This window comes from Limnoraphis robusta CS-951, from assembly GCF_000972705.2.
Genome location: NZ_LATL02000350.1, coordinates 1 through 24191, shown reverse-complemented (window position 1 = coordinate 24191; position 24191 = coordinate 1). Strand labels below are relative to the sequence as shown.

The 24191-nt window shown below is 42.0% G+C and carries 20 protein-coding genes and 1 tRNA gene; 6 read left to right on the top strand and 15 right to left on the bottom strand.

The window, feature by feature from the left end; translation table 11 throughout:
• Nucleotides 1-16: 16 nt before the first annotated feature.
• The gene (gene dpsA / locus WN50_RS29460; protein ID WP_049561689.1) at nucleotides 17-562 is read left to right on the top strand and encodes a DNA starvation/stress protection protein DpsA; all 546 of its coding nucleotides are present in this window, start codon (nucleotides 17-19) and stop codon (nucleotides 560-562) included.
• A 95-nt stretch (nucleotides 563-657) separates the two neighbouring features.
• Here dpsA and WN50_RS29455 read toward each other — a convergent pair.
• Both WN50_RS29455 and WN50_RS29450 read right to left on the bottom strand, forming a co-directional pair.
• Nucleotides 658-729, bottom strand: a tRNA-Thr gene (locus WN50_RS29455).
• A 73-nt stretch (nucleotides 730-802) separates the two neighbouring features.
• A complete protein-coding gene (locus WN50_RS29450) occupies nucleotides 803-2479 on the bottom strand; it encodes a ShlB/FhaC/HecB family hemolysin secretion/activation protein (RefSeq protein WP_072075663.1) in 1677 nt (558 codons plus the stop codon).
• 298 nt (nucleotides 2480-2777) lie between these two features.
• On the opposite strand from WN50_RS29450, the gene WN50_RS29445 reads away from it, so the two are divergent.
• Complete coding sequence (locus tag WN50_RS29445; protein WP_049561686.1) at nucleotides 2778-4361, top strand: ABC transporter substrate-binding protein; 1584 nt, start codon at nucleotides 2778-2780, stop codon at nucleotides 4359-4361.
• Here WN50_RS29445 and ureC read toward each other — a convergent pair.
• Entirely contained in the window at nucleotides 4358-6076 is a 1719-nt protein-coding gene (ureC, locus tag WN50_RS29440) for an urease subunit alpha (protein WP_046278316.1), read from the bottom strand. The genes WN50_RS29445 and ureC overlap by 4 nt on opposite strands.
• Nucleotides 6077-6675: 599 nt before the next feature.
• Here ureC and WN50_RS29435 point away from each other — a divergent pair.
• Complete coding sequence (locus WN50_RS29435) at nucleotides 6676-7578, top strand: hypothetical protein (RefSeq protein ID WP_046279134.1); 903 nt, start codon at nucleotides 6676-6678, stop codon at nucleotides 7576-7578.
• 81 nt (nucleotides 7579-7659) lie between these two features.
• Here the strand turns inward: WN50_RS29435 and WN50_RS29430 are convergent, their stop codons facing one another.
• From WN50_RS29430 to WN50_RS29390, 9 genes are all read right to left on the bottom strand, one after another.
• A complete protein-coding gene (locus WN50_RS29430) occupies nucleotides 7660-9438 on the bottom strand; it encodes a peroxidase family protein (RefSeq protein ID WP_046279135.1) in 1779 nt (592 codons plus the stop codon).
• A 56-nt stretch (nucleotides 9439-9494) separates the two neighbouring features.
• Nucleotides 9495-9800, bottom strand: a complete 306-nt coding sequence (locus WN50_RS29425) for an urease subunit beta (protein WP_046279136.1) — start codon at nucleotides 9798-9800, stop codon at nucleotides 9495-9497.
• 39 nt (nucleotides 9801-9839) lie between these two features.
• Nucleotides 9840-10142, bottom strand: a complete 303-nt coding sequence (gene ureA, locus WN50_RS29420; protein ID WP_046279137.1) for an urease subunit gamma — start codon at nucleotides 10140-10142, stop codon at nucleotides 9840-9842.
• 24 nt (nucleotides 10143-10166) lie between these two features.
• On the bottom strand, nucleotides 10167-11009 hold the full coding sequence (locus tag WN50_RS29415) for an urease accessory protein UreD (protein WP_049561697.1): 843 nt from the start codon (nucleotides 11007-11009) through the stop codon (nucleotides 10167-10169).
• A 135-nt stretch (nucleotides 11010-11144) separates the two neighbouring features.
• Nucleotides 11145-11840, bottom strand: a complete 696-nt coding sequence (locus tag WN50_RS29410; RefSeq protein WP_046279138.1) for a hypothetical protein — start codon at nucleotides 11838-11840, stop codon at nucleotides 11145-11147.
• A 198-nt stretch (nucleotides 11841-12038) separates the two neighbouring features.
• Nucleotides 12039-12635 (bottom strand): urease accessory protein UreG, encoded by a 597-nt coding sequence (gene ureG / locus WN50_RS29405; RefSeq protein WP_046279139.1) that lies wholly within the window; start codon nucleotides 12633-12635, stop codon nucleotides 12039-12041.
• A 275-nt stretch (nucleotides 12636-12910) separates the two neighbouring features.
• On the bottom strand, nucleotides 12911-13609 hold the full coding sequence (locus WN50_RS29400) for an urease accessory protein UreF (RefSeq protein ID WP_046279140.1): 699 nt from the start codon (nucleotides 13607-13609) through the stop codon (nucleotides 12911-12913).
• A gap of 23 nt (nucleotides 13610-13632) precedes the next feature.
• Nucleotides 13633-14070: an urease accessory protein UreE gene (gene ureE, locus WN50_RS29395; RefSeq protein WP_046279141.1), complete on the bottom strand. Its 438-nt coding sequence runs from the start codon at nucleotides 14068-14070 to the stop codon at nucleotides 13633-13635.
• A 90-nt stretch (nucleotides 14071-14160) separates the two neighbouring features.
• Nucleotides 14161-14793 (bottom strand): restriction endonuclease subunit R, encoded by a 633-nt coding sequence (locus tag WN50_RS29390; RefSeq protein WP_046279142.1) that lies wholly within the window; start codon nucleotides 14791-14793, stop codon nucleotides 14161-14163.
• A gap of 122 nt (nucleotides 14794-14915) precedes the next feature.
• Here WN50_RS29390 and glyS point away from each other — a divergent pair, with 122 nt between their 5' ends.
• Together glyS and murD are read left to right on the top strand one after the other, a co-directional pair.
• Nucleotides 14916-17066: a glycine--tRNA ligase subunit beta gene (gene glyS, locus WN50_RS29385; RefSeq protein ID WP_046279143.1), complete on the top strand. Its 2151-nt coding sequence runs from the start codon at nucleotides 14916-14918 to the stop codon at nucleotides 17064-17066.
• 115 nt (nucleotides 17067-17181) lie between these two features.
• Nucleotides 17182-18558 carry a UDP-N-acetylmuramoyl-L-alanine--D-glutamate ligase gene (murD, locus tag WN50_RS29380; protein WP_046279144.1) on the top strand — a complete coding sequence of 459 codons (1377 nt, stop codon included), beginning with the start codon at nucleotides 17182-17184 and terminating at the stop codon, nucleotides 18556-18558.
• Here murD and WN50_RS29375 read toward each other — a convergent pair.
• Nucleotides 18548-19180 carry a hypothetical protein gene (locus WN50_RS29375; RefSeq protein ID WP_046279145.1) on the bottom strand — a complete coding sequence of 211 codons (633 nt, stop codon included), beginning with the start codon at nucleotides 19178-19180 and terminating at the stop codon, nucleotides 18548-18550. The genes murD and WN50_RS29375 overlap by 11 nt on opposite strands.
• Nucleotides 19181-19483: 303 nt before the next feature.
• On the opposite strand from WN50_RS29375, the gene WN50_RS29370 reads away from it, so the two are divergent.
• Nucleotides 19484-19921 (top strand): DUF4332 domain-containing protein, encoded by a 438-nt coding sequence (locus WN50_RS29370; RefSeq protein ID WP_049561695.1) that lies wholly within the window; start codon nucleotides 19484-19486, stop codon nucleotides 19919-19921.
• Between the two features lie 391 nt (nucleotides 19922-20312).
• Here the strand turns inward: WN50_RS29370 and leuS are convergent, their stop codons facing one another.
• Both leuS and WN50_RS29355 read right to left on the bottom strand, forming a co-directional pair.
• A complete protein-coding gene (gene leuS, locus WN50_RS29365) occupies nucleotides 20313-22883 on the bottom strand; it encodes a leucine--tRNA ligase (protein ID WP_046279146.1) in 2571 nt (856 codons plus the stop codon).
• Between the two features lie 831 nt (nucleotides 22884-23714).
• The coding region (locus WN50_RS29355) for an RNA-guided endonuclease InsQ/TnpB family protein (RefSeq protein WP_049561682.1) at nucleotides 23715-24191 on the bottom strand (477 nt) is incomplete at its 5' end.

Below are 24191 nucleotides of genomic sequence, written 5' to 3'. Positions count from 1 at the left end.
GCGAGGAAATCAAGGCATGACTGAGATTCAAAGTCCGGTGCGTCAGTTGGGCGAAATGGGTGACAACCCAATTTTATTAGACCATTCTGTTACAGGGCCGATTTGCGAAGGTATGAATGCCTTGTTAGCAAGCTTTCAGGCACTTTACATCCAATATCAAAAACATCATTTTGTGGTAGAGGGAGCGGAGTTCTACTCCATACATCAGTTTTTCCAAGATAGTTACGAAGAAGTTCAAGAACACGTTCACGATCTCGGTGAACGTCTTAACGGTTTGGGTGGTATTCCAGTAGCCAGCTTTAGCAAATTGGCGGAAATGTGCTGCTTTGAGCCTGAACCCGATGGATATTACCTACCCCGCCAAATGCTCGAACATGACTTAGCTGCTGAACAAGCAATTTTGCAAATGTTACGTCGTCAAGCTGGACAAGCTGAAAGCCTTGGCGATCGCGCGACTCGTTATCTATACGAGAAAATTCTGTTAGAAACAGAAGAGCGTGCTTACCATATCGAACATTTCTTAGCAAACGATACTTTAGTTCAGATGAACGGTTCCAAATAACAAGTTACTTAGCTTAAATTGAAGAACGTTTACGAGATAAAGTCGGGAATTCCTTATATTCCTGGCTTTTCTATTTTTCGGGTTTATGAATTTAAAGCCGATGGGGGGATTTGAACCCCCGACCTACGCATTACGAGTGCGCCGCTCTACCCCTGAGCCACATCGGCACGATTTTTAATTATAGCAAATTTTTGTTGATGTTCAAGCGTTTTTGAGAAAATTCTCTGAAATTCAAAGATCTTAAAATAGACTCCAATCAATCGAAAAGTAAATTCCATTCTCTTGTAAACTGCGTTGTTGTGAGTCAACATCAGTCAAGGGAATCCCCCAGTCAAATCGTAGTGTCATGCGATCGCGATATTGCCAACGCAAGCCTAAACCGATGGAAAACAAAGTTCTCGGGTCTACATCCAACTCAGGGTTAGAATTCCAAGCCCGACCCAGATCTGCAAAGGGAGTCAGTTGTAAAACCCCTTCTCCATTGGAGGTTCGCAGCACAGGATAACGCAACTCAACCGAAGCAAACACCGCATTATCTCGCAGTAACAAATCCTGACGATATCCTCGCACGGTTTCAAATCCCCCTAGCCCAACTTGTTCGAGGGGAATCAATTCTTGATTAGAAAGTTGAATATCTGACCGTATTAATAATACCGTATCTGGTGCCAATAAACGCAACCATTGCGCCTGTCCTCGCCATGCTAAATATCGACTATCGGGTTCGTCGTTATTATTAATCGTGGCATCTAACGCCCCAATGCCTAAACTAAATTGCGATCGCGCGGCTAACACTTGTTTGGCATCTCGATTCACGTATTCTTGATAAAAACGAATAATCGATAGACGAGTTTCTCCGTCATTTTCCGCCCCTCGTGAAAGGGGAAAACCCACGCCTAAAATAGAGGTATCCGTTTCTCGACGGGCGAGGGCTAAACCCAAAGTTAGTTCTTGTTGGGGAGTCTGAATAATCGGTTGACGGTAGCGCAGTTCATAGGTCGAACTATTGGCTTCAATATCGAGATCTTCAAAAGGTTTTTCAATCACTTGACTATCGGTATTGTTGAAATAAAATCCCACCGTTCCATTCCGAGAATTAATCGGAAAATCATAACTAATATCAACAATATTACTCCCGTCTGTATTGCTATAAAACACATCAAGGCGATCACCTTGTCCGAATAAATTGGCTTCGCTGACTTCCACTCCTCGGCGAAACGTTCCCACACTAGGCGGACGGCTATTATCACTAATCAGGCTAATATTAAAGGTGTCTGAGGTGGTAAATTTTACATTAAGAATGCTTTCACCGGGACGAATTCCGGCTGATAATTCGGCTGAAATTGTTTCAATAACGGGATTGAGTTGTAATAGTTGGAGAGCTTGTAAAAGACGATTTTGATTGAGGGGTTTCGTGATTGCGCGTTGTAAGCGAGAGCGAACATAATTTGAATTCAATCTTCCGGTTCCGGTTACATTCAGTTCAGAAATTTCGCCTTCGACAATTTGAATCATTACCGTTCCCTCTTGTAAGGTTTGCGGCGGAATAAAAGCTCCCGACGTAATAAAACCCTGGCTAATATAAAAGTTGGTAATCGCCGAACGAGCTTGTAAAAGTTCGGCAAAAGTAATTGGAATATTTAGAAAATCTTGAATCAAGTCGGCTAATTTTTCATCAGTAAAAGCCGTATTTCCTTCAAAAATAAATCGTTTAATAATCAGCGTTTCCGAAGTATTCAGAGGGGGTTCTGTTAGAGGAGAGGTTGGAGTAGGAGTTGGAAGAAGTTCCTCGGGAGGGGGGAGAATCGGAGGGAATGTTGGTTCATCAATTGTAGCATCAGGAGGAACAGGTTGGGGATAATAATTTTGAGCAAGTGGGAGAGATTGAGCGATTAATGGAGAAGCAACAGACAGCGACATCCAAGTGATCGAGAAAGAAAAAATTACTATCAAAAAATCACATTTATTGTGACTCAAGGGATAACCCATGTCCTCTATCTAATATTGAGTTAGGATATTGAGTTTCTGCACTCAAGGAATAAAAATGTTATCTTACGAATAGAGATTTCACAAACCTCTGAAAAACCTGATTGATCGGCCCAATTTGTTTGAACTTCCGAGATTCGATTTGACCTATCAAAAAGATTAGGGTTTGTTAGAGTCAGACTGATTTAGGGTGATTAATTCAGTATTCTGAATTGCTGGAGGAATAATATTAATGATGCTGACCCGTGATTGTCTACTTAAACGGAGACAATTTCTAGTCCCTCGATCACTGATTCGATGGCTCTCCTTGAGTCTGAGTTTGGCGATCGCAGCTTGTAGCGGAATATCAGCCGATCAAACGCTGAGTGATTCCTCTTCGCTGGCGGAAAACGAAACTGCACCGAAGCCCAACTTTCAAGGAGTCACCCTGACAGTATTGAGTCTGACACCGGGTAATGGAATCACTGAACCAATTATCAATCATGCGGCCTATTTTGAAGCCCTCACAGGTGTTCAAATCAAAATTATCACCGCTCCATTTGACCTACTCTATCAAGAAATCTTAAATGATTTCAGGAAAGACATTCACAATTACCATGTGGTGATTGTTCCTTCGCAGTGGAAGATGGATTATGTTCGACAGGGATATTTGCTGAATTTAACAGAATGGGTGAAAGCGGACTCTGCAATTGAATGGGAAGATATTTCCCTATTTTTTCGAGAATACAGCGCAACCTACGACGGTGGAATTTATGCGATTCCACTTGATGGAGATATACTCACCTTGTACTATCGTAGCGATATCTTGGAACGGGAGGGAATTACCCCGCCGCGAACCTGGAATGAATACTTGGAATTAGCCCGACGGGTTCACAACCAAGACCTGAATAATGATGGAGAGGCGGACTACGGTTCTTGTCTTGTGAGAACTCCCCAAACCAACCCCAGGATGTTGTGGGCGGTTGCGGGTTCGTTTCTGCAAAGTCAGGGAACTCAACAAGGGGCTTTTTTTGACCGGGAGACGATGAAACCCCTGGTGAATAACGCCGCTTTTGCTGAGGCGTTGGCGATTTATCAAGAAGCAATTGCCTACGGGCCAGCCCAGAAAGGGGATGAAAATCTTTCGGTAACAGAAATGCGATTACTGTTTCTCTCGGGTCGTTGTGCCTTTATGATTGACTGGGGAAATTTGGCAACCTTAGCCGTTGAGTCGAATTCTCCGATTAAAAATTTGGTGGGAACTGCAATTTTACCGGGAAGTTCGCAAGTTTTAGACCGAGAAACGGGTCAGTTAGTGAGTTGTGATTCGTCGATTTGTCCCTATAGTGATGACGGCGTTAATCATGCGCCCTATGCGGCCCAAAGCGGTTGGGTGGGGACTGTGAATGCCGCTTTAGACGAAAAAACTCAGGCGGCAGCCTATGCTTTTCTCTCCTATATTAGTCAACCCAAACAATCAAATATTGATGTGATGTTCTCAAAAACAGAGTTCAATCCCTACCGAATATCTCAGTTAACAAATAGTCAAGTTTGGATAGAGGCGGGAATGAACCCCCAGGTTGCGCGTCAATATCTCAATGCGATTTATAGCAATTTTGAGAGTCAGAATATTGTTGTAGATTTATCAATTCCCCAGTATGAAGTTTATAAACAGGACATTCTCCATCCGATTTTAATCGATTTCTTAAACCAGGAAATTTCGGTGTCAGAAACCATGATAAAAATTGAGTCTGGTTGGGAAAAAAAGACTGATGAATTAGGGCGTGAGAGTCAGCGTAAAGCTTATTGTCAAAGCTTAAGAGTAGAGTGTAATTAAAACAAAAAATAACGTTGTGCCATCGGTAAAACTTTGGCAGGTTCACAGATTAAAAGTTCTCCATCAGCGCGAACTTCGTAGGTTTCAGGATCGACTTCCATCAGGGGTAACGCATCATTTAATTTCATATCGGCTTTACTTAAATTACGGGTATTCGTTACGGCAACGATAGGCTTTTGTAAACCAATTCTTTCCTTAATTCCTGCTTCTACCGCCGCTTGAGAAACAAAGGTAAAAGAAGTAGCCGTCATCGCCCCACCAAAACTGCCAAACATCGGGCGCATATGTACAGGTTGAGGGGTAGGAATACTGGCATTTGGATCGCCCATTTGTGACCAAGCAATTAATCCACCTTTAATCACCATTTCCGGTTTAACGCCAAAAAATGCGGGTTTCCATAAACATAAATCGGCTAATTTTCCTTCTTCGATTGAACCGACATAATCAGAAATTCCATGCGTAATTGCCGGATTAATGGTATACTTAGCAATATAACGTTTTGCCCGAAAATTATCATGGGTTTCTTGAGTATTTTCAGGCGAAGGAAGTAACCCTCTTTGAACTTTCATTTTATGGGCGGTTTGCCAGGTTCTAATAATGGTTTCTCCGACTCGTCCCATTGCTTGGGAGTCTGAAGCAATCATACTAAAAGCGCCTAAATCATGTAAAATATCTTCTGCGGCAATGGTTTCGCGGCGAATTCTGGACTCGGCAAAGGCAACATCTTCGGGAATATTTCGATCTAAATGATGACAAACCATCAACATATCCAGATGTTCTTCTAGGGTATTAACAGTGTAAGGACGAGTGGGGTTTGTTGAGGAGGGTAAGACATTTTTTTGACCACAAACTTTGATAATATCGGGGGCGTGTCCACCGCCAGCGCCTTCAGTATGATAAGTATGAATGACTCGATTTTTAAAGGCTGAAATCGTTTTTTCTACAAATCCCGCTTCGTTTAAGGTATCGGTATGAATGGCAACTTGAACATCATATTGATCGGCAACATTTAAACAAGTATCAATGGCGGCAGGCGTTGTTCCCCAATCTTCGTGTAATTTTAATCCTAAAGCGCCCGCAACAATTTGTTCAATTAATCCTTCGGGTTTGGCGCTATTTCCCTTTCCTAAAAGCCCTAAATTCATCGGGAAAGCATCAGCCGCTTGCAACATTCGATGAATATTCCAGGAACCGGGTGTACAAGTGGTGGCGTTTGTTCCGGTAGCGGGGCCAGTTCCTCCCCCGATCATGGTGGTAATTCCTGATGCAATTGCCGTTTCGATTTGTTGAGGGCAAATAAAGTGAATATGGCTATCAATTCCGCCTGCGGTGAGGATCATTCCTTCGCCTGCAATGGCTTCGGTAGCCGGACCAATAATAATATTAACGTTGTCTTGAATATAAGGATTTCCCGCTTTGCCAATTTTAAAAATTTTGCCGTCTTTAATGCCAATATCGGCTTTAACAATCCCCCAATAATCGATAATTAAGGCATTTGTAATCACCAGATCGACGGCGCCTTCTTCGCGAGAAATGGGAGACTGTCCCATCCCATCTCGGATGACTTTTCCGCCCCCAAATTTCACTTCTTCGCCGTAGGTTGTATAATCTTCTTCCACTTCGATGATTAATTCGGTATCGGCGAGGCGAATGCGATCGCCAACAGTTGGGCCAAAAGTTTCAGCGTAGGCGCGACGATCCATCCGATAATTCATCACGAATTCCCCTTGTTAATTGCGGTTTACGGAGTATAAACTTCAGGCAGTTCAACTCCCAATTTAACAGAATTATAAGTTATGATATCATGTCCGATTAATCGATTAGGATTATGTAGGGGCGGGTTCTAAACCATCCCTGACACCTATTACTAAATTTAAAAAACCCGCCCCGCCTTCAGAACACGCATTAATCAACCGGACATGGTATGAATTATCAATCCTAAATTACAAATTATGAATTATCCACAAAAATTTATTGACAGATAACAGAGAACTCTATCTTACCATAATAGACCCCTTTTCATCATTCATAATTCTACATTCATAATTTTTTCTCCCATTCTATACTCAACGGCGATCGGATCTAACAATTTTTCCCGGATGAGTCTGGTAAAATGGAGGAGAGATCTTTGAGCATTAGCAGTCTTGTTAACGATTGATACCGTTTTTTGTAGCACAAGTTTATCTCATTACGAAGCTACCAGGTTTTTAGCGGGGTAGTCACCCCATCAGGTTGAAATCTTTAATTTTCTCACAGAGATGAACTGGGTAAAAAATTCGACAAGACAGGTCTGTAAACTTTCTCAGGAGAACCCATGTTAAATTCTAGCCCATCTGCTTCTAAACCTCGGCGTATCAATATACCTTTGATTTTGGATGTGGTCATTGTTACCGATCCCGATCAAATTAAGACAATTGAAACATCAGGCAGTGTAGATCGTTTACACGCTTATGATACACCTTCTTTACCCTGGTGGCTGAGGTTTTATTTGCGAGCGAGCAGATTTCATGATGATCGGCGTGATTTGTGGTTTTGTGCGTTAGAATCTAAAAGCAATCCCACTTATCAACCCCGAGTAAATTATCTAAAGGAACAAGTAGCCAAAGGTTACAGTTCAGATGATGTGAAAAAAATTGCTCAATTATTAAGAAATAACGACAAGGATGAAGTGATTGCCCATGAAATGGTTCAAATCGTTAACCGGAGGTTTTTCGGTAAAGAGATACCATCAAATATTACTCAAGCTGCCAAAGATACCTTACAAGAAATTAGTGAAGCTGTACAACCTCAAAAATATATTCTGGCTCGAAAATCTCACCAACAAGTCATGGACTATTGTGAACAAAATCTCCCCAAGGACGTTCATCCTATAGATGCGGGACACCATAACATCGGGGAAATTGTTAAAACAACAACCCGGGCGCTGCAAATTTTAAAAAATAATTTGGATAAACCAGTGGAAGAGATTTTTACAGCGAATCCTCTGACTCTGCAAGCGCCCCGAATTGCTACTCAAGCTTCAACTTTTGAGGGTTTACTCTCCTCACCGGCCAAACCGGGTAAAACAGTTTTTATCTTCAAAATTGGGGAAGCTGCAATTCAAACTCAGGATATTTTATTTACCTTTAGTACGGGAAGTGAAGATCGAGTTTGTGTTTTTAAAGACTTCTTTTTAGAGTTTATGACGGATTTGCAACAAGAACTTAAGCAAGGATAGCGACCAACGCAAAAGTGCCAAGTCTAATCCTAAAAATGCTAGGGACTTGGCACTATCAAACTCTATTTAACGATTGGCAATTTAGATTTTTTTCCAAGGTGCAAAACCGTTTTCTACTCCCAATAACGTTCTTTGAAGACTGGGATAATGACGGCGAAGAACCGTTAACATACTATTGTCATCAATCCAATCTAAACCTAATTGGGTGTAGGTTTCTGCGGTATAATCTTTGGTGAAGAAGCGATCGCTTTTCAGTCGTCGGGATGCCATCAAAATAAACACCCGAAAAGCCGTATCACTAAACCCAAAACCCTTGGGCGGATTTTCGGCAAACATCCCCACCATCAAGTCAACAGTGTTGATGTCGTTGTTGTAAACTTCCCGTAACTCCTTCGCCCACTCGGAATTGTCTGTAATTTCCTCAAAGGAATTAACCCGTTTACGTCCAATCAATTCTCGGAAATCATTGTAGCGAGGTACACCCCGTTCCCGATCTCGGAGAATATCCACCGCAGCCAAATCAAAAACTTCCCCATTATCCCGCACCAAAGTTTGCAACAATTTGGGATAATTATGAAGAGTAATCGCCCCCGGATGGGAAATTCCAAAGGAGTAGAATAAATCCGCCATGCTGATTTCTTCTTCCAAACTGCGGGAACGCTTACCCGACACTTCAAACAAGTCTTTGGTGACTAACAAGCGACCATCTTTGACCGAATAAAACTTGAATTCATCGGGCATCAAAGGGTGCATCCGATACACAGCGACGAATTCTTCTGTAAGATAGTAAGGGGCAGCGTGCTGATCGGTTGGCGAACCCACAATTCCACTGAGTAATTCCCCATCCCCAATGCGACCGAAACTATCTTTGAATTCCTGACCTAATAAACCCCACCAATTGCCCCGCATCCCAATTTGTAAAGCCGGATGTCCGAGAATAGCAGGAGTCCATTCTACGGTATGAATTTTAGCTAAAAGAGCCGCATTAATTAATCGGGCGCGTTGAAAAAGTTGTTCATCATTCCAGTGGGGATATTGTTGTTTTAGGCGATCGCAAAGGTGATTATGTTCCTTAACAAACAGGGTATGCAGCATCGCCAAGCCAACCCACCAGTTATCATTAAATCCCGCCATCGCCACCCCAATTTCTGGGTCTAGAGGCAACAAGTCATTCTCAGCGAGAATCATTTTGCCGTCTGAGTGGGTACGCAATTTATCGATGGTTTGTTGGTCACTGCCATAAATTTGGGACGCATCCCACCAATGGGTGACTTTATTGATGTAGGTGGGAGGCCCAGATGTATCCCCCGACAGACGGGTGGCGTCTGCTTCCGTTTTCTGCACTTGCAGGGGACGATGTTCTTGCGGCCAGGGATCATCTTCTGCCAGGGGTAACTCGTATTTTTCCCCCTGTTGGTCGTTACCGTGGGCAAACCAATCATGGGTTTGAAATTGAATCCACGCCCCAGCTAATAGATTAAGGGTCGTCGCCGGAACAAATTCATCTCGACCCAGTAGTTTACGGCTAATCTCACGGGGATTGGGGTTGAGTAAATTCGCTTCATCTGGATACACTTTGCTTAGGGGTACGTTGCGTCCGAAGCGCGAACCCACTCGCCCCATTTTTGGGTCATTGAGATCGTTGAAACTCCCATCGGCCGTCCGAATTTTACTATGGCTACCGTCCTCACTGGGTTGGGGCTGGGTGACATCATCTGTCGTGGGTAAGGTGGCCGTATCATGGAGATTTTCCTGCCGCATACGGTCACGGAATTGGATTAATTCAAACAAGGCTATAACAGTAGGTCGTTCATGCCAAGGTTTGTTTTTACCAAACAAATTTGTCAAGAAATTAAACATAGTTATTGATGATTTAAGTTGGGGTGAAAAAGTCTTCGTGACCAGCTAATTTCACATCAAAGTTGACCGTTTATTTTCCCATTCAAGCCATAAACCTGACGACTTCCCGCTAGAGAAACTAACTCAATTTCTCGTTCGTCTCCGGGTTCAAACCGAACCGCAGTTCCGGCGGGAATATTCAATCGCATTCCTTTGGTTTGTTCTCGTTCAAATTCTAGGGCGGTGTTCACCTCGTAGAAATGAAAATGAGAACCAACTTGAATGGGACGATCTCCGGTATTCGACACTTTTACTATTCGGGTGGTTCGACCCGGATTCAGTTCAATTTCACCTTTTTTTACAAAAAATTCACCGGGAATCATAAATAATTGATCAGAGAATATAGGGATAATCTTTCTATTTTAAACGATAGGATTGTGAATTGTCACTAACTTGGTGCCATCTGGAAAAGTGGCTTCGACTTGCACTTCTTCCACCATTTCCGGTATACCCTCCATGACATCATCACGGGTTAACAAGGTTTTACCATAACTCATTAATTCGGCAACGGTTCGCCCTTCTCTCGCCCCTTCTAAAATCGCCGCAGACAGATAGGCAACCGCTTCTGGATAGTTAAGTTTCAAGCCTTTATCTTTGCGTCTTTCAGCCAGTAATGCGGCCGTAAAAATCAATAATTTATCTTTTTCTTGAGGCGTTAATTGCATAATTTCTGCACACCTTATGTTGAGTTAAATCTTCCAAACTCTGGGCTGAGTGATCACTCGTCCCTGATGATTTTGGCGGATGAGTTGCCAAACAGTTGTAAACCAGTTTATCACCTCTTGGGTTGTATTTCCGCGATAACGACACAACAAACCCGATAAAAGTTGGGTGACTCCCACTTCTCCTAAAGTGTCGGGGGGATTCCACAATTGTCGAATTTCTTTTAACATTTCTTCAGAAACCGAATGTCCCACCCAAGCCAAAGTTCCCACAATAGCTTGTCCCGCTAAACCGTGAGGACTGGTGAGTATTTCTTCACTCGCAGGTAGCCATTGACGATCTATCCATAATGGCTTTCCATTTTGCCAGATTTCGGTACAAGATCGCCATTCTCCTTGGGTATATTTTTCCCCTCTGGCGGTGCGTCCAAACCGGGTAATTTCCCATCCCAACCATGTCGCATTTTGTCCTAATTCTACCTGCAAATCTTGGCGATAAATTGCGCCATTAAAAATAATGGTTTCTCGGGGTAAATATTCACAACAAGCGTTTTCATCTACTTTTATTTTAACGGTTTGTTTGGCTTGTTTTCCGCTACTACGATAAATTTTACTCGCGGAGGCGGTGGTAATAACGGCTTGGGTTTTGGGTTGTAAATGAATTTCTTGCAACAAGCGATCGCCTCCAACAATTCCTCCGGCTGTGTGTAAAATAACATTATGACAGATGTCTTTTCCTTCAGGATAAAATGAACGTTGAATTTTTAGGGGGGCTTGGCTATAGGCTTCTATGAGTTTCGTTGAATTGTTATCTTTGGCGTATTTTAACCGCAGAATTCCTTGCCATCCCGTTGATTTTTCAGGGGTCATTAGAATATTTAACTCTGGTTCGACCCCGTTATTATAAATGAAGTTGGATAAGTTTTGAAATTTTAACCCCAAAATAAATAAGGTAGATTAAAGCTTTAACCTACCTCTATAATAGAATTTATAATTTATTGAAGTTTAGGCAACAGAAGATGCTGGCTTAGTAGGCTTAATAGTTATTGTGCATCCGTAAGGTCCGCATTTTATTTCAGCCGAATGATCTAGACTTTGAAAAGCCTTATCTACTGTGTCTTTTATAAGACAAGCTCCACCCGCTAATCCTCCTCCAACTAAGGCTCCAAAGGGTCCTCCTACCAATCCTCCTATTCCCGCTCCTGTACCTGTTATAGTTACACATATCATCAGATAAAGTGCTTTTTCATCTAGCAATGCAGGCATCATTACGTTAGGCAATTGCCCTACCGCTCCTGCGATTAAGCTATCAGCACCAGTTACTTCAGTAAGAGGTAAAGTTAAGCCAGTAGCAGCTCCCATCCCAGCAGCCGGGAGAGCAAGATGAGCGCCTGGAAGTGCGCCTATTACACCTCCCGTTCCAATAGATGAATTTGAAGGATCAACCTTAACAATATTTTTTAAATCTTTTGGAAACTCTTCATAGCTCTTAAAATCAGTTTTAATTACGATTGGTTCGTTTGACTTCAAAGCTTTATCTAGCTCCTGATAAAATTCTATTGAGTTTGAAAAGGGGATTTTATGGACTGCTTGAGAGTTTTCAGTCGTAATAACTGGACTCGCATAAACTGGACTGCTGAATACTAAACTCTGAAATAGAAGTGTGACGCTAATTAACCCTACAATGAGTCGCTTCAACATGAGTGTTTGTCCTTGGCGTTCTTCAGCCTGAGTAGATTTGAGTCCAGCTTAACCTGAAGCCAACTGTAAAAGCCACAGTGGAAATACGGAACTTTTAAAAAAAAATTTCTCAGTGAAAATACTGAAGTTTTAGGGTTATGTGTAACAAAATTAACGAATTTGATGAACCCGACAAAGTTATCAAAATATAAATTAAAATTAAATCAAATTATTTTGAATAAACTGCTGTACATTTTCTAAACCTTGTTTTGTTTTTAAATTCGTAAACACAAAGGGTTTCTCGCCTCGCATTTTTTTAGCATCTCGTTCCATAATCTTTAAATCGGCCCCAACAAACGGGGCGAGGTCTATTTTATTAATCACTAATAAATCCGATTTGGTAATACCAGGGCCGCCTTTTCTGGGGATTTTATCTCCGGCAGCGACATCGATCACATAAAGGGTTAAATCAACAAGTTCGGGGCTAAAAGTTGCGGCTAAATTATCCCCACCACTTTCGAGAAAGACAATATCAAGATTCTCAAATTTTAACTCTAAATCTTCTATGGCTGCGAGGTTTATTGAGGCATCTTCACGAATAGCCGTGTGAGGACAACCGCCCGTTTCTACGCCTAATATTCTGTCTGTTTCTAACGCTTGGGAACGGACTAAAAATTGGGCGTCTTCTTGGGTGTAAATATCGTTGGTAACAACAGCAATTTGATATTGATCTCGCATCGATTTACACAAGGCATCGAGAAGGGCTGTTTTTCCTGAACCGACTGGCCCTGCTATTCCAATTCTAAAGGCTGTCATCGTTGATTTTTTCCTGATTTTATCTAATATTTTGCTAAATTATACCAGAGGTTTTTAAACTTTAAAAGTAGGTTTAGGGTAATGTTGGGTTTCATTCTTCAACCCAACCTACAATGTTGGGTTTCATTCTTCAACACATCCTACAATGTTGGGTTTCATTCTTCAACACATCCTACAATGTTGGGTTTCATTCTTCAACACATCCTACAATGTTGGGTTTCATTCTTCAACCCAACCTACAATGTTGGGTTTCATTCTTCAACACATCCGAAAAATTAGCTTCTAAACAAACGAGTATATTGAGTTTCATGCTGCATACTTGCCAGTCCTAAACCCCAACTACAACTGACTAAATCATCATCTTCTAAGAGATAAATTTCCTCGCTGGCTTGGGTGATTTCGGGATGGAGTTTTAACAGTAATTTTTGCCCGTGTGTTTGACCCATTGGAATGAGTTTAACTCCAGTATTAATCAGATTTGTTGCCCAACTATGGAGATATCCCAGTAACGCATTTTCAGGTTCAATTTGCCAATAACTCGCCCCTAAACCAAAGGCGATCGCATAATTACAAGGTTTGCCAATAATTGCCGCACAGGTTTCGAGTTTAAAAATATCGGATTGCGTTGAAGAGGGTTTTTGAATGCCTTCTAATTCTAACAACAATTTTATTAAACTATTACCCATTTGCCAGCTTTGTTTTCTAAGTTCTGATGTTTCTCTGGCTGCACTTAACCATTGATTCCAATCGGTTAAATCGGTTAATTCATTCCTGACAAAACACCGATACGCCCTCAACATAATGGCCGCTTCAATTCTAATTGAACCCAGTCTTATCTCTTGCATCAGCCAAGACTCTAAACTGTTTTCATCTGTAATTCCTTTGTGATGAATTAAGGTTTCTATGCCTTCTGAATAACTATAAGCACCCAACGGTAAGGCTGGACTCGCCAGTTGTAAAAGATTGAGAATCAAGGTATTATTCTCCTAAATTAAGGCTAATGATGATGTCCGTAGGCTCCTTTTTCGGGATAAAAGGGCGCAATTTCTTCGACAACCTCTAAACCTAATTTTACCAACATTGACTCTAACACAGAATCGGGTGATAATCTTAAATAAGTTGAGGTAATTTCTAACGGAACATGACGATTTCCCAGATGATAAGCCCCTCGAATTAAATCAAGTTCGGTATTAGCTTTAACGGTGATTACGGGTTCGGGTTTGGCGATGATTTGAGCAATGTGTTCTTGTGTTTCAGACTGTAATAAATCCCCATCTTCTAATACCGTTCCTCGCGGTAAACGTAAATAGACTTTTTGACTGGATGATAACTCAATCGTTTGACGACTGCGATGGCGTTGTTCGGCTGTTAACGGGATGATAAAATCAATATGGGGGTTGGTTTTGGGTTGGAAATGTTGGGTGAAAATAATCATTGCTATTCACTATTTTATATAACTTTCATCCTAGAAACCCGGTTTCTTTGAGAAACCGGGTTTCTGTGGAAGTCTTGATAGAAAGAATCATTAATTTTGTGAAGTGACAATTTCAGCGAACCGTTTGAGTATTCTTAAAACGGTATAGAGTTCGTTTTCTCGGCGTCGCATTGAAAAGACATCGGACTCAGCATATTTAGGGGTGTCTTGTTGAGTTAACTTTAAAAAGATAAAATCGGTTCCATTTGTGACTAATCCAAATGTAGGTTTTTCGGGATGAGGATCGGCTAACATATAGGTTAAAGCTTGGGGAATTCCCACATCTAATGAATACTGTGCTTTTTTAGCTTCAATGACCAAGACCCAAAATGGCGGCGTAAATATCAGCAAATCTAGTCTTCCTTGAATCATTAGATCTTCATCTTGAGATAACAATTTTATCTCTTTTTCGCCTATAATATAAAAGGGAGAACGATAAAAACCCGCTTGTTTTAGTAAAGGAGAAAGTACCACTAACTTAACAACCGATTCTAACAGGGGATACTCAAATAAATGAAGATAATCGGCTTTGACTTCATCCATTATTTCCTGTTCATCTGGCGAAATATCCGGTAAATTTTCCTGCCATTCTTGGAAAAAAGTTGAATCATTCACCCGTTGTAATCCGAATTTTTCTCTTAAGTCAATCAGGTTTATTTTTGCAGCAGAAATGGTTTGACTCATAGGTTGACGCTGTATCTTTTGATTTAATTATGGTATAAAACTTGAATGAATAACCGCTAAAGGTGGTAACGTATACCTAAGTCATCTAAAATTAGTAATCTGCCCATTCTGCGATCGCTCCTATGCCTAGCTTTTTACTCGAAGTCGGTACCGAAGAACTCCCCGCCCCCTTTGTCGAACAAGCCCTCCAGCAGTGGCGAAACCTCATTCCCGCCACGCTAGAGGAACAATTTCTCCCGTCTGAGTCCATCCGGGTTTACGGGACTCCTCGGCGCTTGGCGGTTGTGATAGAGGGACTTCCGAAGCAGCAACCCAACCGTGAAGAAGAAATCAAAGGGCCACCTGCATCGGCTGCATTCAAGGATGGTCAACCGACAAAAGCAGCAGTTGGGTTTGTAAAAAAACAAGGGGTTGAACTTGAAAACCTGGAAATTCGCCCAACAGATAAGGGGGATTTTGTTTTTGTTCAAAAGAAAATTGTAGGTCGTCCAACGGCTGATATTTTAACAGAATTAATTCCCGAATGGATTACCAAATTAGAAGGAAAACGGTTCATGCGGTGGGGGGATGGAGAGTTGAGATTTCCTCGTCCCATTCGGTGGTTAGTGGTGTTGTTAGATGACAAAATTTTACCTGTCACTTTAGTTAGTGGTTCAGACAAAGTTGACAGTCATCGCATCTCCCAAGGTCATCGAGTTTTGCATCCTGAACTGATAGAAATATCCACCGCAACTGACTATTTAGAGGCTTTGCGTCAAGGATTTATTGAAGTTGACCCGGAACAGCGAAAAACGACCATTGAACAAGAAATTACAACGGCGGCGAAAAGTATCGGCGGAAATGCTGAAATTCCCGAGGAATTGTTAGCAGAAGTGATTAATTTAGTGGAATGGCCGACGGCAGTTGTGGGAAAATTTGAAGATGAATTTTTGAATTTACCGCCGGAAGTGATTAAAATGGTGATGGTTACACATCAACGTTATTTTCCGGTATTAGAAACGGCATCTGCTGACTCTCCGCTCAAGTCTTATTTTATCACAATTTCTAATGGAGATCCAGCCAAATCTAATATTATTGCTGCCGGAAATGAACGGGTAATTAGAGCGAGATTAGCGGATGGTCAGTATTTCTATAAATCGGATTTAAAGCAACCCTTAGAAGCCTATTTACCCAATCTAGAAACGGTGACATTTCAAGACAAATTAGGTTCGGTTCGGGAGAAAGTCAATCGGATTTGTCAAGGGGCTAATTTAATTAGTCAACAACTAAAAGTTAGCGAAACTGAAAGCACTCAAATTCAACGGGCGGGTTTACTCTGTAAGGCAGATTTAGTCACTCAAATGGTGTATGAATTCCCCGAATTACAAGGGGTGATGGGTGAAAAATATGCCCGTGAAGGAGGAGAACCGGAAGCTGTTGCAACCGCAATTTTTGAACATTATTTACCACGTGGGGCAACCGATAGTTTACCGCAAACTTTAGTCGGCCAAGTGGTGGGTTTAGCCGATAGACTCGATACTTTGGTGAGTATTTTTGGCTTAGGAATGATTCCCTCGGGTTCTTCTGATCCCTTTGCGTTGCGTCGGGCGGCGAATGCGGTCATTAATATTACTTGGGATGCGAATCTGACGATTAATTTACATCAACTTCTAGAACAGTTGGCAGCTAATTTTACTCAAAATTACGACCAAGCTATTCCAGATTTATTATCCCAGCTTTATGACTTTTTCCTGCAACGAATTAGAACGCTGTTGCAAGATGAGAAGAACATCGATTATGATTTAGTCAATGCCGTTTTAGGAGAAGATGATCCAGAATATACAGAGCGAGCATTAAAGGATTTGTTGGATGTGCGAGATCGGGCGATTTTCTTACAAAGTATTCGTCAAGATGGTAGCCTCGATCAAATCTATGAAACGGTTAACCGTTCGACTCGTTTAGCGAAACAGGGTGATTTAGATACGGTACAGTTAGAACCGCAAAAACGGGTTAATCCTAAGCGCTTTGAAAAGCCTTCTGAAGAAGCGTTTTATCAAGCCTTAATTGCCTTGGTTCCGAAAACCGAAGCCGCCCAAGCAACCCGGAATTACCGACAGTTAGTTGATGCTTTAGCGGAAATTGCCCCAACCGTTAGCACCTTTTTTGATGGACCAGAAAGTGTGTTAGTTATGGATGAAAATCCAGAGATTCAACGCAATCGTTTAAACCTGTTGGGATTGTTGCGAAATCATGCTAGAGTATTAGCGGATTTTGGGGCAATTGTTAAGAGTTAAACCGAATCAAAGTTTGAAGATGGGGAGGGTTGGTCTAGACAAACTCCCATCGAACATTCATCCATAAACAGGGTAAAATAGGGATTCATTCACCAGGGAAACTACCATTTTGTCTATGCCAAACGCTCATATTATTGGTTTAGGAAGATCAGGGAATGCAGCCGCCCGACTGCTAAAATCTCAAGAGTGGCAAGTGACGATTAGCGATCGCAATACTTCACCTAAATTGCATCAACAACAACAGCAATTAATTAACGAAGGAATTAACGTTAATTTAGGTGAAAATTTTGACCCGGAAACTTCCCCGGATTTAGTGGTTGTGAGTCCTGGTGTTCCCTGGGATCTTCCTGTATTAGAAATAGCCAGAAATAGGGGAATAGAAACAATTGGAGAAATGGAACTTGCGTGGCGAAATCTTGATTTTATCCCCTGGGTGGGAATTACGGGAACCAATGGTAAAACCACAACAACTGCATTAACCGCAGCTATTTTTCAAGCAGCAGGTTTCAACGCGCCCGCCTGTGGAAATATCGGCAATGCCGCCTGTGAACTCGCCCTCCAACAGCAAGAAATTCGCGCGTTAAAAACAGGAAAGTTAGTCGATTGGGTGATTGCCGAAGTCAGCAGTTATCAAATCGAATCTTCCTCAACGTTTGCCCCGAAAATCGGAGTTTGGACAACGTTTACCCCCGATCATTTAAGCCGTCACCGAACGTTAGAGAATTATTATAATATCAAGTCAAAATTATTAAAAAAAGCCGAAATACAAGTGATTAACGGCGATGATCCCTACTTACGTCAAAATGCGTCTGAACATTGGAAAGATGCCTGTTGGACGAGTGTGAATGGCAAAGCTGAACTGATGGGAAATCCCGAATTAGGGGTGTATATTGAAGACGATTATGTTTATCAAAATAATCATCAAATTCTGCCCATTCATGCTTTAAAAATGGTCGGAAAACATAACCTCCAAAACCTGTTAATGTCTGTTGCTGCTGCCCGTTTAGCTGGGATTGAACCCGCAGCTATTCAAGAGGCAATTTCCAACTTTCCCGGTGTTCCTCATCGTTTAGAATATGTGGGAAGTTGGCAAGGAATTGATTGGATTAATGATAGCAAAGCCACCAATTATGACGCGGCAGAAGTCGGTTTAGAGGCGGTAGAAGCCCCGGTTATATTAATCGCGGGGGGTGAACCCAAAGAAGGAGATGATCGCCAATGGGTGCAAAGAATTCAAGAAAAAGCCGCAGCCGTGTTGTTAATAGGAGATGCAGCCGAACAATTTTCACAACGACTCAAACAGGTGAATTATCAAACGGTAGAAATTGTTGAAACGATGGAAAATGCGATTCCTAAAGCCGCAGAATTAGCCCGTCAGTTCTCAGCAAAAGTGGTGTTATTGTCGCCTGCTTGTGCGAGTTTTGATCAATATGAAAGCTTTGAACATCGAGGCGATCATTTTCGTCAATTGTGTTTAGAATTTATGAGTTAATGATTAAATTTCCAATCTTTCGTAAAATTCTCAATACTTCATACAGTTCACCCGAATTTAACAGCGTGAACTGTTTGGATAAAGTATAAACGGGATTTTCTTGTTGGATGAGTTTGATAAAGATAAAATTATCACCACTGGTTAATAAACCATAGGTTGGAATAGTCAAATTTGGGGTACAAAGCAAATAAGCTAAAGCTTGCGGAATTCCTAACCCCAGAGAAAATGTTGTTCGTTTGGCTTCCAATACCCAAACCCACAACTGATGATGAATCACCAGTGCATCAATTCTTCCTGATAAAATTTCCTCGGAATTATCAAGGGCTAATTCAACGGAAGATTCAAATTTCATTTTGTAAGGCGGATCATAAAAACCTGCTATCTCTAATAAAGGAGAGACAATCATCATTTTTACCCCTTCTTCGAGAATCATTCCCTCCTCAAGTTGGTAAAAATATCGATTCATAATTTGATCTAGCCTGAGACAATCTTCTGATGAAATTTCGGGTAAGTTTTGACTCCATTCTGTAAAAAACTGCAAATCTTCAGATCGTTGTAAATTAAAGTTATCTCGGAGGAGTTTTAACGTCGTTTTTTCAGAAATTGCAATTGTTTTAACCATGTAATTCTAAAATAAGAGTTTGGGTTTCCAAAGACCAAAGCTGATCACTTGTTAAGGAAAACTTGAATCATTCATCTAGACAAACCAGACAACAATCCTGCAAATAATTGTAACAATTTCCCGGTGTCTGCCTATACCTTCATCCCTCGGTACAGACTGCTACAATAAAGAACCCACATCACCACCTGAAAAACTCTTTTTGAGATTGAGGGAATGATGCTGAAACTGAACGGACATCAAAAACGCCCTGTGTTGAGTCGTCTGCTCAGAAATTTGGTGTTCTCTAGATTAATTTATGATGGTATGGCAGTGTCTCAATCAAAATCTCCGAGTTCAATTCAAGCTTGTGATTGGCCGATTTCTCAACTTCCAGGGTTAAACTCAAGCAATCAACAACTTCTCAGTGATAAATGTGGCATCACCACAACCACAGAACTGTTGGAAAATGGTCGTACCCAAGCGCAAAAAATGATGCTGGCGAATGTGTTGCAAGGGAGCCTACGGGATATCAGCAAATGGGTGGCGATGGCTGATTTAGCCCGAATTCCCAGTGTAGGGTGTCAGCATTGCGGACTGTTGCTTCATGCGGGGATTGGCTCCGTCACCCAGTTAGCACAAATGCCTGTTCACCGACTGCACCAACAAATTCTCCGTCTACACGTGATCACCATGCAACGGCGCGATCTGTGTCCGTCTGTGGCGGTTGTACAGCGTTGGGTTCAGGAAGCCCCGTGGTTATAAACAGCTAGGGGCATACCCAACTGCTCTCAACTCCAGGGAAGACGAAATCCCGCGAGTTTGGGTAGCCCAGCATTCATCTGGCCGTTGAAATATCACTTAAGTTATTCTAAAAGCAATATTCAATCTATATCTCACTATCAGTAAACTTCCGTTTGAATACAGTTTCACTTCCTGGGTTGAAGGCGGAGAAATGCCTGAAATAATTCCCTGCTTTGTGGGATATGATATGACGGGTTCTAGTTCTAATCTGTCTTTAACAGAAGAAGATTTAACGCCGACAATTTAGAACGAAATCAAGTTTCTATTCACCGACTCTCTTTGCCTGAGATCAATCACAACAATTATATAGCGATCGCTTTTCCTATTAAAGTTAAAGCGATCGCTTTTTTGATTATTTAGCTACAACAACAAAATTAACCAACTTACCCGGAACCACAATCACCTTTTTCACCTCTTGATCTTCGAGGTAACGTTGGGCGACTTCCGAATCTTTTGCTAACTGTTCTAACGTTGCTTTATCGGCTTTTGCAGGCGCTTGAATCGTGCCGCGAGTTTTCCCGTTCACTTGTATCACTAAAGTGATTTCATCCACCACTAAAGCCTCAGAATCAACAACGGGCCAACTTTGCGTATGAACCGAATCTTTGTAACCCAAACTCTGCCACAATTCCTCAGAAATATGAGGTGAAAACGGCGCCAACACCTTCAATAACGTTTCAATTCCCTCTCGATAAACAGGAGAATTTTTACAGCTTGCGTCACTAAGTGCATTACTCAATTTCATCATTTCCGACACCGCCGTATTAAACTGATATTCCCCGTCTAAATCCTCCGTTATCTCCTTAATAGCGATATGAATTGCCCGCCTCAAATCCTTTTCTTCCTTACTCAAATCTCCCGTTTTTTTAGAAGACTTAATAGGCGTATTTTCGGCAAATTCACTCACCAACCGCCACACCCGATTTAAGAAGCGAAACTGCCCTTCAACATCGGCATCATCCCATTCTAAATCCTTCTCAGGCGGTGCTTTAAATAGGATAAACATACGCGCCGTATCAGCACCATATTTTCCCATCACCTCCAACGGATCAACGCCATTATATTTAGACTTCGACATCTTCTCATAGAAGACTTCTAATTTCTCCCCTGTTTCGGGATCTTTTGGATCAGCAGCATTCACATTTGCCGAAGGAATATATTTCCCTGTGATGGGGTTTTTATACGTCAATCCTTGAACCATTCCTTGCGTTAACAAACGGCTAAACGGTTCATCACACTTTAACAAACCGCGATCGCGCATCACTTTCGTAAAAAACCGCGAATACAATAAATGCAAAATCGCGTGTTCAATTCCGCCCACATATTGATCAACAGGCATCCAATCATTACCAATTTTCGGATCAAAAACCTGTTGATCATTCTGGGCATCAGGATACCGCATAAAATACCACGACGAATCCATAAACGTATCCATCGTGTCCGTTTCCCGTTTCGCTGGAGTCCCACAACTCGGACAGGGAACGTTTACCCAGTCTTCCAACTTCGCCAACGGCGACGCCCCCCGCCCCGAAAATTCCACATTTTCCGGCAATGTCACAGGCAAATCTTCATCGGGAACAGGTACCGCCCCACAATTCGGACAGTGAATAATCGGAATGGGCGCCCCCCAATAGCGTTGTCGGGAAATCAACCAATCTCGCAGCCGATATTGTATGCGTCTTTCGCCCAAACCTTCGTCTTCCGCATATTCAATAATTGCCAGTTTGCAGCCTTCCGAGGTTTCCCCATTACAAGGGCCAGAATTCACCATCACACCCGGTTCGATGTAGGCTTCTGTCAACACCTCATCGGCGTTATCGGCATCATGGGGAACAATCACCGTTGTTATCGGCAAATTGTACTGTTTAGCAAAGGCAAAATCTCGCGTATCATGGGCAGGAACTCCCATCACCGCCCCAGTACCGTATTCATACAACACATAATCGGCGATCCAGATGGGAATTTCTTCATTACTAAAGGGGTTGATCGCTTTTCCGCCTGTCGGTACTCCCCGTTTGGGTTTATCTTCGGCGGTTCGATCCATTTCACTTTGTTGGGAGACTTCTTTGATAAACGCCTCAACGGTTTGTTTTTGTGCAGGAGTTGTCACCTTTTCGACTAACGGATGTTCCGGCGCCAACACCACATAAGACACGCCAAATACCGTATCCGGGCGAGTTGTAAACACAGGGATTTTGTCTTCCATCCCCACAACGAGAAATTCCAAATAAGCCCCCGTAGACTTGCCGATCCAGTTGGCTTGCATTAATTTGACTTTTTCAGGCCAACCCGGGAGTTTGTCTAAGTCGTTCAACAATTCCTCCGCATAGGCGGTAATTTTCAGGAACCATTGACGCAACAATTTCCGTTCAACCTTTGCCCCAGACCGCCAGGAACGGCCTTCGCTGTCTACTTGTTCATTGGCGAGTACCGTTTGATCGATCGGGTCCCAGTTAACGGCGGCTTCTTTCTGATAGGCAAGTCCAGCGTTATAAAATTGCAAAAATATCCACTGCGTCCAGCGATAATAGTCGGGTGAACAAGTTGCCAGTTCTTTTTCCCAATCAAAAGAAATGCCCAAACGTTCCAGTTGTTGCTTCATCTGGGCAATATTTTCATACGTCCACTTCGCCGGATGAATTCCTCGTTCAATAGCAGCGTTTTCCGCCGGAAGTCCGAAGGCATCCCACCCCATCGGGTTAAGGACGCGATAGCCTTGCATCCGTTTGAGTCGTGCGATCACGTCGGTGATGGTATAGACGCGAACATGACCCATGTGTAAGTTTCCCGATGGATAGGGAAACATCGCCAGGGCGTAAAATTTGGGCTTTTGGGGATCGGTTGAGGTTTGGTGTGCAGCACTTTCAGCCCAAGTTTGTTGCCATTTTTCTTCAATGGATGCAGGATTATATCGAGACTCCACAGCTCTAACTCCGTGCGGGATGGTTATCGTTTTTCTTTGCTTATTGTTGCATAATACCCGACCCAAGATCGCGATTGCAGATTACTGAGACATTCCCATTGTCATCTCTAAAAATCATCCGAAAGATAGATACCTTTGCTCAAGTCAAGCGGCCATTTTAAAAATAAGCCAGTTAACGATACACTCAATTAACTGCGATCGCCTCTATGTCGTCAATCTAGCTTCTGTTATAGCTATAGCTAATTAGAAATTATAAACCTATAAGTTTTTTTGAAGTTCAGAAGTTCACTCCTTTCTGGGTTGCTTTTTATACCTACAGAGATTTATTTTTCAGGAAATTGACTTTTATTAACCCATAAAAATACGTTTGTCAAGTCTTTATAGATAAAGATTAAAACAAATTCATCAACAAAGTTTTAAAGAGTATATAAAGTCATTCTTCACAACAGAGAATATACGGATAAAATACATAACCCTAATCGGTTTGGGTGGCTAGTTAACGAAGAAAAAACTGAACGCTTCAGACAACTAATTCCTCGTTTTTAGAAACAAAAATTATAGCCAAATATTACTCAAGTCTCAGCTTCGGTTGAGACTCTTTTTGTATCTTTGTAGAGTTGATCAAGAGAAAATCTTCGTGATACCAAATCCGATTGGTAGAGTAGCACTTTAAATTCCTCCCAAATTTTGCAAGAGCGCAAGATTGCCTTTTGCCTTTTGCCTTTTGCCTTTTGCCTTTTGTATGATTGCCTATTCCCTTTTGCAAGATTGCATGATTGCCTGTTGATCTCTTGACATACTCCCCGCATTAAAATGACGGGGATTCTGAACTCAAACAACAGTTGCAGCGAATACCTGTCTTACACCGTCTAATTCAAGAGTCGATGCCCCAACTCTCTTGATATTTAAAGAGGCATTTTCATCACGTCCGTTAACACTTGAACAGGACGGACAACGCCATTCTCTAATATTTAATTCCAGTTTTTTCAGGACATGACCACAGTGGAAACAAGTCTTAGAAGAAGGATACCACTGGTCAATAAAGACGATTAATTTACCTTTTTTCAGGCTAACCCATTTCAGTATTTCAATAAATTCACCGAAGGCTAAGTCACCTATTTTTCGCCCCCAAAGCCTTTGCATTCCTTTTAGGTTTAAAGTCTCGAAGCAGAGTACATCAAACAGGTCGGTGAGTTGATGAGCTAGCTTCCAGAACCAATCCCGGCGACGGTTTACAACTTTCTCATGCTGGCGAGCAAGATGCTTCCTCGCTTTCTCCCAGTTATTAGAACCTTTACGCTTTTTAGA